The following is a 13982-nucleotide window of genomic DNA, read 5'->3' as shown; positions in this document are numbered from 1 at the left end:
GAGATGAGCGGAGAAAAGGGAGTTGAGCAGAGAAAAAATAAACTCCGCTCAACTCCCTTTTCTCCGCTCATCTCCGCGACACAACTTAATTCTACAGATTCATCTTCTTCATCTCTTTCACCGCGTAATCCACCGCCCGGGCCGTCAGCGCCATGTAGGTCAGCGACGGGTTTTGGGTTGAGGTAGACGTCATCGAGGCACCGTCGGTTACGAACACATTTTTGACGTGGTGCATCTGGTTCCACTTGTTGAGAATCGACGTCTTGGGGTCTTTACCCATGCGAGCCCCACCCATTTCGTGAATGTCCAGTCCCGGATTGCGTTTGTCGTCGCGAACGCGAAGGTTCTTAAAACCGGCTGCGGTGAACATTTCCATCATCTGCTCCTGGTAATCCTTCACCATCTTGTCGTCGTTGTCGTCATACACAATCGACACTTTCAACTGCGGAATGCCAAACGGATCTTTCAGGGTTTTGTCCAGCGCCACGTAATTGCTCTCTTTCGGAATGGTTTCGCCCATCATGTGCGAACCCACACTCCAGCCGCCCAGCGTCGGATTGGCCAGGTTCGTTTTCAGATCGGCACCGAAACCCTCCTGATTCGACCGGGAAATGCGGTTGGCTGAAAAACCGGCTGCGTAACCCCGCAGGAAGTCGGTTTCCTGTTTGTGAACGTTCCTGAATCGCGGAATGTAGGGGCTGTTGGGGCGTCGGCCTTCGGTGGTCGATTCCAGATACCCGTCGTATTCCCCCGAAATGCCCGCCCGGTAGTTGTGGAAAGCGGCATATTTGCCCAATACGCCACTGTCGTTGCCCAGCCCGTTCGGAAACCGGTTCGAGGTGGAGTTCAGTAATACTAAGTTTGTGTTCAGGGCGGCCGCATTCACAAAAATGATCCTGGCATAAAACTCGATCATTTCCTTGGTGGTTGCGTCGATCACGCGTACGCCGGTGGCTTTGCCCTTTTTCTCGTCGTAAATGATCGAATGCACCACCGAATGGGGTCGCAACGTCAGCTTGCCGGTTTTGGCGGCCCAGGGCAGGGTCGACGCGTTGCTGCTGAAATACCCGCCAAACGGACAGCCGCGCTCACAAATGGTCCGGTGCTGGCATTGTGCCCGGCCCTGTTGCAGGTGAATCGGCTGTGGTTTAGTGATGTGAGCGGCCCGGCCCATGATGACCGGGCGGTCTTTGTACTTGGCCGCCATCTGCTGGCTAAAATATTTTTCAACGCAGTTCCACTCGTGGGGTGGCAGAAACTCGCCATCGGGCAAGGTGGCTAAACCGTCTTTATTTCCGGTAATACCGGCGAATTTTTCAACGTGGCTGTACCAGGGCGCGATGTCGGCGTACCGAATCGGCCAGTCGACCGCAAAACCGTCGCGGGCCGGACCCTGAAAGTCGAAGTCGCTCCAGCGCTGGGTCTGGCGCGCCCACAGCAGGGATTTGCCGCCTACCTGATAGCCCCGGATCCAGTCGAACGGTTTTTCCTGCACATACGGGTGTTCCGCATCCTTCACGAAAAAGTGCGCCGATCCTTCGTGGAAGGCATAACATTTGCCCACAATCGGATTCTCTTTCCGGATGCCGAGCGGCAACTGCCCCCGGTGTTCCATTTCCCAGGTGTTGAGCATGGTGGTGGGGTAGTCGACCACGTGTTTGACGTCGCGGCCCCGTTCCAGCACCAGTGTGCGCAAGCCTTTCTCCGTCAACTCTTTCGCAGCCCAGCCGCCACTGATCCCTGATCCGATCACGATGGCGTCATACGTGGTTGCTTTTACTGCATCGATTGCAAAATTTGCCATAGGGTTCGGGCTGCTATTTGTTTTGTTGCGTTTTAGGCGTTGTGTTTTTGGCCACCACCGGCACACAACCGTGGTACCGGCCGGGTACCATTTCGTAGTGGGTGATGTTGTTCATGACGTATTCGGAGGTCATGTAGCCCCGGATGGTCATGCCTTTTACCAGCGAAAAGAAGCCTTTTTCGTCGGCGTCCGACGACTGGCTTATGGTTTTCAGCACCTCGGCTTTCTGACCGGCATCGAGCGATGCAAACGATTTGCTGTAGGTTTTCTGGGCGAGGGCTTCCACGGCCATCAGTCCTTTGGTCAAACTGTCCTGCGCCGACGGCTCCATGCAATCCGTAACGATTTTCTGGATGAACGTGTGAACGCCCAGGGCTTTTGCGCCCGGGGTGTCGGTGGCGGGCAGGATGGTTTCTACGACTTCGGCTAAAACCGCATCGGCGCGGGGAGCCAGAAACGACGCTCCCGACGGGAGGTTCGCCGAATTCCAGCCGTTTGCCCAAGCCGGCATACTCACCAGTCCGCCCACGGCCACCGCCAAACTTTTAAGTGCTTTTCGTCTTTCCACGAGGTTATTTTTGGTTTACGGTATTCGGTTTATAGTTTTCGGTAGTTGATTTTCCATTTACCCCTATGTTCGAGGTTCGGTGTTCATTATTCAGTGTTCAATATTCCTTACTCGCTATTTTCAGGCATTTCCCATTCAACGAAAACCGTAAACGAAAACCGGCTACCGCCTTTAGACAAAAACCCGGATTCCCGAATAATTCTGCCGGAACTCGCGGGGGGTACAGCCGTTTTTTCGACGGAAGATACGGTTGAAATACGACATATTGTTAAAACCGCACTTGTAGGATATTTCGGTGATGGTGTGGGTCGTATCGATCAACAGCCGGGATGCGTGGCCGAGCCGGATTTCGTTCAGGCTATCGATGAAGGTCTTCCCGGTTCGTTTTTTGATAAACCGGCTGAACGACACTTCCGGCATGTTCACCACTTTGGACAAATCGGCCAGCGAAATGTCCTTGTCGTAATTCGCCTGCATAAACTCGAACGCTTTCTCGATCCGGCGGCTGTTGAAATGCAACGGATCGTTGGTGAACGACGCGTTCGAGAGCGTCCGCATGTTCCGCGAAATCGACAGATCGTGCAGAATCGACAGCAGTTCCAGCACCGAGTCAAAACCGCTTTTCTGAGCCAGGGCTTCAAGGCGGGGGCGCAGCGACTCAATGGTTTCACGCGAAAACGCAATGCCTTTGGCCGACCGTTCCAGCAGTACCCGGATGAAACTGAGCTGGTTACGCCGGAGCAATTTTTCGTCGAACAAATCACGGTGAAACTGAATCGTTACCTCATATACTTCCTGGCTCGGCCCCTGGTGATTAAACCACCCGTGTGGAAGATTGCTGCCCACCAGCACCAGTTCCAGGTCCTCGATCACGTCGGTGTGATCACCGATGATCCGTTTCGTACCGGCACCATTGGCAATGAAGTTCAGTTCAAACTCCTCGTGCGAATGCAGGGGAAAATCGAAATCTTTCTTGATCCGTGAAAAAAGCGTGTAACAGTCATTCTGGGTCAGGGGCGTAATTTCCCGGTAAATCGCACTCATCGGAATAGCTGGTGACAGGCAAGACAGAAACAAAGATAGGCAAAAAGTACCATACGTTGGGTGAGTATAGTATCAAATCTGTTTACGAATAACTTAGCTATTTATTGGTAAAAATTGTATTATAGAGGTGTAATTGGTCTAAAACAGGATAATTGGCAGAATTATCATTCACTTTATAATAGCATTTGTTCAAAAGAATGCTAAAAAAGTATTACTGTGTAGTCGTAAAAAGCGTATACTTTTGGAACATTGAACCAATCTCTATTTCATGAAACTTTCAGCTCTTGATCTCAGCATCATAGTCGGCTACCTGGTGGCCGTTATTTTGCTGGGATTGGGGTTGAAAAAACGAGCGGCCCAAAATAAGGAAGCATACATGCTGGGCGGTAAAACCCTGCCCTGGTATATGCTCGGATTGTCGAACGCATCCGATATGTTCGACATTTCGGGCACCATGTGGATGGTGGCACTGGCGTTCGTCTACGGCATGAAGAGCCTCTGGATCCCGTGGCTCTGGCCGGTTTTCAACCAGGTTTTTCTGATGATGTACCTGTCTGTCTGGCTGCGCCGGTCAAACGTGGCCACCGGTGCGGAATGGATCGGAACCCGCTTTGGCTCCGGGCGGGGCGTAACGGCTTCCCACACGGTTGTCGTCGTTTTCGCCCTGCTGAGCTGCCTCGGATTCATGGCCTACGGATTTGTCGGGCTGGGCAAGTTTGTCGAGATCTTTATTCCCATTTCCACCGTAGCGCCCTATCTACCTTTTACGGTTTCACCGGCTTACGTGGCCCCCTTCTACGGCATCATTTTTACTTCGTTTGCGGTTTTTTACGCCATTCTGGGCGGCATGACGAGCATCGTCATCGGCGACATTCTGAAGTATATTATCATGACCATTGCTGCATTCGTCATTGCGTCGATTGCGATGGACAACCTGGCGGTCAGTTCGTTGAGCGTACCGAAAGGCTGGTATACGCCTTTTTTTAGCTGGCAGCTCGACGATCTGAACTGGACGGGGAGGATCGAAGCCGTAAACGCCAAAATCAAATCCGACGGTTTTTCGCTGTTTGGCATTTTCTTCATGATGATGACATTCAAAGGCATTCTGGCGAGTCTGGCCGGCCCGGCCCCCAATTACGACATGCAGAAGGTGCTGTCGACCAAATCCCCTCAGGATGCGGCAAAAATGAGTGGTATTGTATCCATCGTGCTGCTACCGGTTCGCTACGCCATGATCATGGGCTTCACGGTTCTGGCCCTGCTGCATTTTGATCAGCTCAACCTGCAGGCCGCCAACGGCGCCATCGATTTTGAGAAAATTCTGCCCGCAGCCATCCTGCAATTCGTTCCGGCGGGGTTGATGGGGCTATTGCTGGCGGGTTTGCTGGCGGCTTTCATGGGTACGTTTGCCGGTACACTCAATGCCGCGCAGGCCTACATCGTCAATGATATTTTCCTGAAATACGTCAATCCGCACGCATCGAACCGGCGGATTGCCCGGATGAATTACGCGTCGGGGCTGGCAGTGGCCGGTTTTGGCATTCTGCTGGGCTTGTTTGTCCGGGATGTCAACAGCATTCTGCAGTGGATCGTGTCGGCCTTATACGGCGGCTACGTGGCCGCGAATGTGCTGAAATGGCACTGGTGGCGGTTTAACGCCAGCGGTTTTTTCTGGGGCATGCTGGCTGGGATCGTTCCGGCGCTGATTTTTCCCGCCCTGTTCAAAGAGACCCTGGAGTTGTATTATTTTCCGCTGTTGTTCGGGTTGTCGCTGGCCGGTTGCGTGGCCGGTTCCCTGCTGACCCCCCCGACGAAATCTGAAACGCTGAAGTCTTTTTACAGAACCGTTCGCCCCTGGGGGTTCTGGCAACCGATTCATGAGTTGGTCGTGGCCGATGATCCGTCGTTTGAAGCCAACAAAAACTTCAAACTGGATGCGTTCAACGTCGTGGTGGGCGTTGTGGCCCAATGCTGCCTGACAATGCTGCCGATGTATCTGATCGTCAGCATGTATGCCGAATTGTCGGTCACGCTGACGATCCTGGCGGTTTGTGCAATAATTCTCAAAAAAACGTGGTGGGACAAGCTGCGCGCGGAGGAACTGAAGCCGGTTTCGGTGGCAATTTCATCGGTATTCATGCATTAAAATATAGGTAGTTGGTGCATTGACGAATGGTTGTAATTGAGGTGTTATAAAACCCGGCCCTTGATCCCGTAGGGATGCAACAGCACAGCGTCGGTTTGGAGGTCGCGTGCCTCACGGCACGCGGGAAACACCTGGGTTCTGTCATCTACCGACGCTGCGCTGTTAAGCCCCATTCGGGGCAAATTATCCCGTAGGAGTGTAACAGCGCAGCGTCGGTAGAAATCGAGTGGTTAGTTCAGGCGCTGGCGTGCCGTGAGGTACGCGACCATTCGGGGCAAATTATTCCGTAAGCAGGCAACAGCGCAGCGTCGCCGGATCGATAGAAGAATTCATATAATGTAACCAATGAAAATTGCCTTTCAGGAACGATTGGAGACCTTGGAAGAGGGCCATTTTGAATTGATTTCGCGGCAGAACGAGAAACTCAAACCCGGCAACGGCCTCTTCGACCGCTACCAGTACCCGGTTCTGACGGCCCGGCACACGCCCTTGTTCTGGCGGTATGACCTGAACCCGGCCACAAACCCCTATCTGATGGAGCGGTTTGGAATCAATGCAACCTTTAACGCCGGAGCCATCCGGCTGGACGGGAAGTATCTGCTGGTGGTGCGGGTCGAAAGCAGCGACCGGAAGTCGTTTTTCGCCGTGGCCGAAAGCCCCAACGGAATCGACAACTTCCGGTTTTGGGACTACCCGATTACGATGCCCGAAACCGGCGAACCGGACATCAACGTCTACGACATGCGGCTGGTGCAACACGAAGACGGCTGGATTTACGGCCTGTTCTGCACCGAGCGCAAAGATCCGGCGGCCCGGAAAGGCGACGAATCCTCGGCATCGGCGCAGTGCGGCATGGCCCGGACGCGGGATCTGAAAACCTGGGAACGGCTGCCCGATCTGGTCTCGCCTTCACCACAGCAACGGAATGTGGTGTTGCACCCGGAATTTGTGAACGGAAAATACGCGCTCTACACCCGTCCGCAAGACGGTTTTATCGAAGCTGGAACCGGCGGAGGCATCGGTTTTGGTCTGACCGATTCGATGGAAAATCCGGTGATCGACCGGGAATACATCGTGGATGAGAAACGCTACCACACGGTGTATGAGGTGAAAAACGGGCAGGGACCGGCACCGATCAAAACCGCGAAAGGATGGCTGCACCTGGCCCACGGCGTTCGGAACACGGCGGCCGGGTTGCGTTACGTCCTGTACCTGTTTATGACGGATTTGGAGGACCTAACGAAAGTGATTTACAAACCGGCGGGGTATTTTATCGCCCCCGAAGGCGAGGAGCGCATTGGCGATGTGTCCAATGTCGTTTTTGCCAACGGCTGGATTCTGGACGATGACGGAACGGTTTTTATCTACTACGCATCGTCGGATACCCGCATGCACGTGGCGACGTCTACCCTTGGGCGTTTGCTCGACTATGTGGTTAACACCCCGGCCGACGGGCTGCGGTCGGCCACTTCAGTCGAGCGATTGAACGACTTGATTACGAAAAACCGGCTCTACCAGACCGGGCGGGAAAAAACCATGCCGACTGCCAACGGACAAGCGGCATGAAGGAACGGTAGGCGCGAATGACGCCTTGACAATGAGTTTATTAGGATCAATTATAGGTTGGTAGTCCGGACAAAGCCAGTGCCTTGAACTGGCTTTGTTTTCCGATTTGGCGACCAATCAAACCCCCAAACGACTTTAAAAACCATGTTCAATTCCACCTCAATTTTTCACCTACTATGAAAAGAAGTTTATTTTTTCTGAGGATTCTGGTCCTCTCCCTTTTGTCAACCTTCAGCTTTGCACAAACCGTCGAGGTCAAAGGCAAGGTGACGGAGGAGGGCAAAAGCGAAATAAACGGGGTCAACGTGCTCATCAAAGGCACGACCCGCGGAACGATCACCAACGACCGGGGTGAATACAGCATCCAGGTACAAAAAGGAGCGACCCTCAAATTCAGTTCCATCGGTTTTATACCGAAAGAAGTCGAAGTCGGTAATTCGACCACCATCGATGTGTCGCTGATGCCCGAAGAATCGACGCTGAGCGAGGTGGTAGTGACAGCCCTGGGGATCAAGAAAGAGAAAAAAGCCCTGGGGTATTCCGTTACCGAAGTAAAAGGGGAGGAGCTGACCCAGGCCCGAACCGTCAACATGGCGAACTCCCTGCAGGGGAAAGTGGCCGGTTTGAATGTGGCCAACACGGCGACAGGCCCTGGCGGTTCGAGCCGGATTGTCATTCGCGGGAATGGTTCCATTTCCGGCAATAACCAGCCGCTGATCGTGGTCGACGGAACGCCCATCAACAACGACAACCTGGGTTCGGCCGGGATGTGGGGCGGGGGCGACAGCGGAGACGGTATCTCCAGCCTGAACCCTGACGAAGTGGAAACGATCAGCGTTTTAAAGGGTGCCACGGCTTCGGCCTTGTACGGTTCCCGCGCTTCCAACGGCGTTATTCTGGTGACGACCAAAGGTGGGAAAGCCAACAAGGGCATCGGCGTTGAACTGAGCAGCAACTACGTAGCGGAGAATCTGTTACTGCCCACCTACAAAGATTACCAGTATGAATACGGCATGGGCAACAACGGCATCAAGCCGACCACCGTGGCCGAAGCCCTGACCTCGAATAGCTGGGGGGCTAAACTGGATGGTTCAAATACCATCAATTTCGACGGAAAATCACGGCCTTATTCCGCCTACAAAAACAACCAGACCGATTTCTACCGCATCGGAAGCACGTTTACCAATTCGGTGGCGCTGACGGGTGCAACCGAGAGCATTACGTACCGGTTGTCGATGAATGACCTCAACAACAAGGCCATCATTCCCAACAGCGGACTGCGCCGAAACAACTTTGCGCTGAACGTCAACGCCAATCTGGGGCCGAAACTGTCGATTGTGACCAACGTCAAGTACATTCTGGAGAAAACCAACAACCGGCCCCGCCTGTCCGACTCGCCGGGGAGTGCGACGTACGCGATCAATGCCATGCCGACCTCGCTGCCGCTCTCGGCCCTGAAAGAAAGCCAGCTCAATGACGACGGTTCCGAGAAAGTGTGGTCCGACAACATTTACATCCAGAACCCGTATGTGGCGGCCAACAACTGGCGGCAGGAAGATAAGAAAGGCCGGATCATCGGCGTTGTCGAGCCCCGCTTCAACTTCACCGACTGGCTCTTTCTGCGCGGTCGGCTGGGTTTCGACAATTTCAACTACCGCAACCTGACCATCACGCCTTACGGTACGCCATTTCAGCCGCGTGGGGGCATGAACGTCGGCAACCGGAATTTCACGGAAACCAACTCCGAGTTGCTGCTGGGCATAAACAAGAAGTTTGGCGACCGGTTTGGGATCAATGCGCTGTTCGGGGGCAACCTGATGAAACAGACCTACCAGAACTCGTCGTACGGCGGCAGTAACTTCAACATTCCGTATTTCTACGACATTTCGAACATCGATCCGGCCGCCCGGAACTCCAGCGAAAACTACATCGAGAAACGAATCAACTCCGTTTACGGTTCGGCGGAATTCTCGTACAACGGCTATCTGTTCGTGACGGCAACGGCCCGGAATGACTGGTTCTCGACCCTGGCCAAAGGCAACAACAGCATCTTGTATCCGTCGGTGGGGGGGAGCTTTGTGGTTTCGGAGGCTTTCAAATTGCCGACCGCCATCAATTACTTGAAAGTGAGAGCATCGTGGGCGCAGGCCGGTGGCGACACCGATCCGTATAACCTGTCGCTGTACTACGGGTTGTCGGGCGCACACCTGGGTGCTCCGCTGGCCCAGATCAACGGCGACCGCGTACCGAATTCGAACCTGCAACCGCTGACGTCGACCACCTCGGAAGCCGGTTTTGAAACCCGTCTGTTCAACAACAAACTGGGCGTCGACTTTGCCTTGTATACCCGGAAAACCACCAATGACATTGTGGCGGCTACGATTTCCAACACCTCCGGCTACGGCAGTGCGCTGTTCAACGTGGGCGAAATTGCCAACAAAGGACTCGAACTGTTGCTGACCTACCGACTGGCTTCGGCGAAGGATTTTTCGTGGGATGCGTCGTTCAACATGGGTTACAACCAAAGCGAAGTCGTGAGTCTGTATGGCAACCTGACTACGTTGCAGGTGGACGAAAACCGGACGCGGATTGCCTACATTCACCAGGTGGTGGGTCTGCCCTACAGCCAGGTGAAAGGATTTACCTACAAAAAAGATGCGTCAGGCAATGTCGTTTACGACTCGCAGGGCTATCCATTGCAGGGTAATCTGGTCAATTTCGGCACCGGCGTGGCACCCACCACCCTGGGTTTCACCAACTCATTCCGGTATAAAGGCATCGGCCTGAGCTTCCTGATCGACGGGAAATTTGGCGGGGTGATTTACTCCGGAACCAACGCCTACGCCAACCGCCGGGGCTTGCTGAAGTCGACGCTGGAAGGCCGCGAAACGGGCATTGTTGGCAAGGGCGTCAACGAAAAAGGCGAACCGAATACCGTGAGAGTACCGGCGCAGCAGTATTACGAGCGGCTGTTCAACATTGCCGATCCGTTTGTTTACAGTGCCGACTTCCTGAAACTCCGGCAGGTGATCATCGACTACACGATTCCGACGCGGGTGTTCGGCAAATCGCCGTTCAAAGGGGCGTCCATCTCGCTCGTGGGCCGGAACTTAGCCATTCTGATGAAGAAAACGCCGAACATCGATCCCGAATCGACCTACAACAATTCGAACGCCCAGGGACTGGAACTGGCCGGTGTGCCACCAACCCGGACGGTGGGGGTTAACCTGAATCTGAAATTCTAAGTCATGCGCTCATCTTCTAAAAGATACCACCATATGTTACGCAAAATACTGATAGTGACCACGCTTCTGTTTACGTTCGGGGCGTGTACGGAAGATTTTGAAAAGATCAACGTGAATCCCAACACGCCCTCGTCGGTGCCTTTGGACTACCTGTTGTCGGGGGCCACGCTGCACATTCCGGGGTCGGCGGGCGATCCGGGGTATAAATCCTGGCGGGCCAACTTCATCTACGCGTCGACCGTCATTCAGCAGATGTCGTCGGTGGAAGTCAATTTTTACCGGGGAACCGTGTATACCTACCAGGGCGATTTGAGCGAAGCTTATTTCGTGAACTCGTACCCGAATTCGATCAAAAATCTGGTCAATCTGATTGCACTGGCCAAAGCGGATGCGAAAAACGTGAACATTCTGTCGATGGCCCGGATTCTGCGGGTGGTCGAGATGGCCAACATCACGGACCTGTACGGCGATGTTCCGTACAAAGAAGCAGGTTTAGGCTACCTGAACGGGGTTTTCTCGCCGAAATACGATGCGCAGAAGGACATTTATGCCGACTTGCTGAAGGAGTTGGAAGAAGCCGGGAAAGCGTTCAGTGCCACGGCCTACATTCCGAAAACCGCCGATTTTGTGTATGCCGGTGATCTGGAAAAATGGAAGCGTGGCGCCAACTCACTGATGCTGCGGCTGGCCATGCGGATGCAGAAAGTGGATGCGGCCGGGGCGCAGGCCTGGGCCAAGAAAGCCATCGACGGCGGCATCATGGCCAGCAACGACGATAGCTTTTCGATCAAGTTCTCGAACACGGGGGCCGGAACCAATTCCAACGCCAATTCGTGGAACCTTGGCGCGGGACGCGGCATTGCCAACGGGAATAACATCCAGTGGGCCAGCACGTTCATCGATGCGCTGAAGGCTCGCAAAGACCCGCGCCTGACGGTGATTTCGGCGCTGAAAAACGGCGACAGGGCCCTGGCGAAACAACGCGGAATTCCGCCCGGAACCGATGCGACGACCCTGAAAACACTGCCGGAAACCAGTCTGGATAATTATTCGCGGGTGGCTCCGAACATGTACGCCCTGGAAAATCCGTACTTCATCATGACCCACGCCGAAGCGCGTTTGCTGAAAGCCGAAGCCATTGAGCGGGGGTGGGCTACCGGAACCGCCAAAACCGAGTTTGAAGCCGGTCAAAGCGCGGGTGTTCGGCAACTGGCGTCGTATGGTGGGGTGATTGCGGATGCCGACGTGGCGGCTTACGCGGCTGCCAACCCGTATTCGACCGGGTCGCTGGATGATAAAATGAATGCCATCCATACCGAAATGTGGGTGATTACGGGTTCGGTGCTGAATCACCTCGAGGGCTGGGCGAACTGGCGGAGAACGGGACTCCCCAAACTGACACCGGTCAATTATCCGGGGAACGAAACCAACGGTCAGATTCCGCGCCGGTTGCGGTATCCGCAGGGGGAACCGGGAATTAACCCGAATATTCAGGAAGCCATTACCCGCCAGGGTCCGGATCTGTTCACGACCCGAATCTGGTGGGACAAGCAATAAGTTTACCAACTAGCCTATTTTGAATAGTAAGGAGGCCTCTGAATACAGAGGCCTCTTTTTTTTAGAAAAGAGAGGATAGAAGGGTGACCGCAGATGATTCCGGGAAAGGATGAAAACCGGGCGGTTTTTGCCCGCGAAAGTCACGCCGGTCTGTGATATTTGTCACTGACAGCAGGCTGGGAATGCCGTTACTTCGTTACAAAAAACGGTCATGAAAAAAAACATTGGTTTTTCGGATAAGGTGGTTCGTTTGTTGATTGCCGCCACGTTAATAGGGCTTTACATTGCGGATGTGGTGACTGGCGTAGGGGCCGTGGTAGCCCTGGCAGGAGCCGGAATCATGATTGCCACCAGTTTGATGAATTTTTGCCCGATATACGCATTCTTTGGAATAGGCACCAAACGCCGAAAAAAAATGTCTTAAAGAAGATGAGCGGCCCGACGTTCGGGTGCGGTGAAAGACAGCGAGAGGAATGATCAACGACAGTCAGGTAGTCAATGCCGCGTTTCGGGGAAGTTTTGAACCGGCGCTAATCGAAGAAATAAACCGGATCGGGATTTATCAGGAAGTCGAGGAAGGTGAATATTTGATCCGGCCGGGGAGTTACATCCGCTCCGTACCGATCATTTTGAGTGGCTCCATCAAAATTATGCGCCCCGATGCGGCCGGTAATGAGGCCTTGCTCTACTACCTGAGCGGACTGGATTCCTGTGCCATTTCGATGACGGGAACGCCCGACAACAAGCCCAGCGAAATTACGGCGATTGCCGAAGAAAAAACCCGTCTGATTTTCATCCCGGTCGAGAAAGTCGATGAATGGATTTGCCGGTTTCCAACCTGGAAACAGTTCGTTTTCCGCACCTACCAGCGCCGGTTCGACGACATGATTGCCACCATCGACAGCATTGCGTTCCAGAAACTGGACGAGCGGTTGCTGACCTATTTAAAGAAGAAAACCCAGAGTTGCCAGTGTACGGTTTTGCAGATCACCCACGAAGAAATTGCCCGCGAAATGGCGACGTCGCGGGAGGTGATTTCCCGTCTGCTGAAGCAGTTGGAGCGCGTGGGCTACCTCCGGTTGTCGCGGAATAAAATCGAAATTTTGTAGAAATGGTCGCCCGTGTGACATATATCACGGAACCGCCCGTTTTTCATGGCGTGCTTTGTTGAAAAAAAAGCATGAGTTCGCATGAAATTCTGGGCTTTCTGGCGTCGATTCTGATTGGAATCACACTGGGCCTCATCGGTGGGGGTGGCAGCATCCTGACCCTGCCGGTGCTGGTGTATCTGCTCGGCATCAACCCGACGGTCTCCACCACCTATTCATTGTTCGTAGTCGGCACCACCTCGCTGGTCGGTGCAGTTCGCTATATGCAGCAGCGGCTGGTCAACTACCGGGCCGCGCTGGCCTTTTCACTGCCTTCGTTTGCCGCTATTTACCTGACCCGCACCTACCTCGTGCCGGCCATTCCGGATCCGGTTTTTTCAACCCCGGCCTTCTACCTGAGTAAAAACGTCGCCATCATGGTCGTGTTTGCGCTGGTCATGCTGGCGGCTTCCGGCTCGATGATCCGCGACCACCGAATTGAAACGGACGCTGCCCAGAACCGGATTAGCCCCAATTTACTGGCGACAGAAGGGGTTCTGGTCGGTATTCTGACGGGTGTTGTGGGCGCGGGGGGCGGTTTTCTGATCATTCCCTCACTGGTCTTGCTGGCTCGTTTGCCCATCAAAATGGCCGTCGGGACTTCGCTGCTGATCATTGCCGCCAACTCGTTGATCGGCTTTCTGAGCGGGCTGTCACTGACCACGATCGACTGGCGGTTTTTGCTGGTCTTTACGGCCCTGTCGATCCTGGGTATTTTGCTCGGAACCTACCTGACCCGGTTTGTTTCCGGCCCGAAACTCAAGAAAGCTTTCGGCTGGTTCGTGCTGGCGATGGGGGTCTACATTATTGTGAAAGAAACTTTTCTCTAATCAGTCCGGCGTGTAACAAAAGTCACTGAACGCCCGTTGCCGCCTTTTTACCTTTGTTAAGGTTGAATCTCAAA

The 13982-nt window shown here is 53.9% G+C and carries 10 protein-coding genes; 7 read left to right on the top strand and 3 right to left on the bottom strand.

The genetic code is table 11. The annotated features are described in order from the left end of the window. Positions 1 to 91: 91 nt before the first annotated feature. The 3 genes from FH871_RS23520 to FH871_RS23510 all read right to left on the bottom strand — a co-directional run bounded on the left by FH871_RS23520 (position 92) and on the right by FH871_RS23510 (position 3416). Complete coding sequence (locus FH871_RS23520) at positions 92 to 1804, bottom strand: GMC oxidoreductase (RefSeq protein WP_138993874.1); 1713 nt, start codon at positions 1802 to 1804, stop codon at positions 92 to 94. A gap of 13 nt (positions 1805 to 1817) precedes the next feature. Then, positions 1818 to 2372, bottom strand: coding sequence for a gluconate 2-dehydrogenase subunit 3 family protein (locus tag FH871_RS23515; protein ID WP_306439250.1), 555 nt, complete (start codon positions 2370 to 2372; stop codon positions 1818 to 1820). A 171-nt stretch (positions 2373 to 2543) separates the two neighbouring features. Beyond that, complete coding sequence (locus FH871_RS23510; RefSeq protein ID WP_138993873.1) at positions 2544 to 3416, bottom strand: AraC family transcriptional regulator; 873 nt, start codon at positions 3414 to 3416, stop codon at positions 2544 to 2546. A gap of 268 nt (positions 3417 to 3684) precedes the next feature. Between FH871_RS23510 and FH871_RS23505 the strand changes: the two genes are divergently transcribed. From FH871_RS23505 to FH871_RS23475, 7 genes are all read left to right on the top strand, one after another. Further along, the gene (locus FH871_RS23505; protein ID WP_138993872.1) at positions 3685 to 5562 is read left to right on the top strand and encodes a sodium:solute symporter family protein; all 1878 of its coding nucleotides are present in this window, start codon (positions 3685 to 3687) and stop codon (positions 5560 to 5562) included. A gap of 345 nt (positions 5563 to 5907) precedes the next feature. Then, complete coding sequence (locus tag FH871_RS23500; protein WP_138993871.1) at positions 5908 to 7128, top strand: glycosidase; 1221 nt, start codon at positions 5908 to 5910, stop codon at positions 7126 to 7128. 176 nt (positions 7129 to 7304) lie between these two features. Then, complete coding sequence (locus tag FH871_RS23495; protein ID WP_138993870.1) at positions 7305 to 10373, top strand: SusC/RagA family TonB-linked outer membrane protein; 3069 nt, start codon at positions 7305 to 7307, stop codon at positions 10371 to 10373. Positions 10374 to 10406: 33 nt separating this feature from the next. Then, the gene (locus FH871_RS23490; RefSeq protein ID WP_138993869.1) at positions 10407 to 11930 is read left to right on the top strand and encodes a SusD/RagB family nutrient-binding outer membrane lipoprotein; all 1524 of its coding nucleotides are present in this window, start codon (positions 10407 to 10409) and stop codon (positions 11928 to 11930) included. Positions 11931 to 12141: 211 nt separating this feature from the next. Further along, positions 12142 to 12354: a DUF2892 domain-containing protein gene (locus FH871_RS23485; protein WP_138993868.1), complete on the top strand. Its 213-nt coding sequence runs from the start codon at positions 12142 to 12144 to the stop codon at positions 12352 to 12354. A gap of 49 nt (positions 12355 to 12403) precedes the next feature. Continuing rightward, on the top strand, positions 12404 to 13039 hold the full coding sequence (locus tag FH871_RS23480) for a Crp/Fnr family transcriptional regulator (RefSeq protein ID WP_138993867.1): 636 nt from the start codon (positions 12404 to 12406) through the stop codon (positions 13037 to 13039). 71 nt (positions 13040 to 13110) lie between these two features. Beyond that, a complete protein-coding gene (locus tag FH871_RS23475) occupies positions 13111 to 13908 on the top strand; it encodes a sulfite exporter TauE/SafE family protein (RefSeq protein WP_138993866.1) in 798 nt (265 codons plus the stop codon). Positions 13909 to 13982: the final 74 nt, after the last annotated feature.

Origin of the sequence: Larkinella sp. C7, assembly GCF_006149005.1 — a bacterium.
Lineage (GTDB): Bacteria > Bacteroidota > Bacteroidia > Cytophagales > Spirosomataceae > Larkinella.
This window is presented reverse-complemented; position numbering and strand designations above follow the sequence as displayed.

Coding starts and splice junctions, on each gene's coding strand:
- FH871_RS23480 (WP_138993867.1), top strand. CDS start 12,404: ATGATCAACGACAGTCAGGTAGTCAATGCCGCGTTTCGGGGAAGTTTT.
- FH871_RS23500 (WP_138993871.1), top strand. CDS start 5,908: ATGAAAATTGCCTTTCAGGAACGATTGGAGACCTTGGAAGAGGGCCAT.
- FH871_RS23490 (WP_138993869.1), top strand. CDS start 10,407: ATGTTACGCAAAATACTGATAGTGACCACGCTTCTGTTTACGTTCGGG.
- FH871_RS23520 (WP_138993874.1), bottom strand. CDS start 1,804: ATGGCAAATTTTGCAATCGATGCAGTAAAAGCAACCACGTATGACGCC.
- FH871_RS23510 (WP_138993873.1), bottom strand. CDS start 3,416: ATGAGTGCGATTTACCGGGAAATTACGCCCCTGACCCAGAATGACTGT.
- FH871_RS23505 (WP_138993872.1), top strand. CDS start 3,685: ATGAAACTTTCAGCTCTTGATCTCAGCATCATAGTCGGCTACCTGGTG.
- FH871_RS23475 (WP_138993866.1), top strand. CDS start 13,111: ATGAGTTCGCATGAAATTCTGGGCTTTCTGGCGTCGATTCTGATTGGA.
- FH871_RS23485 (WP_138993868.1), top strand. CDS start 12,142: ATGAAAAAAAACATTGGTTTTTCGGATAAGGTGGTTCGTTTGTTGATT.
- FH871_RS23495 (WP_138993870.1), top strand. CDS start 7,305: ATGAAAAGAAGTTTATTTTTTCTGAGGATTCTGGTCCTCTCCCTTTTG.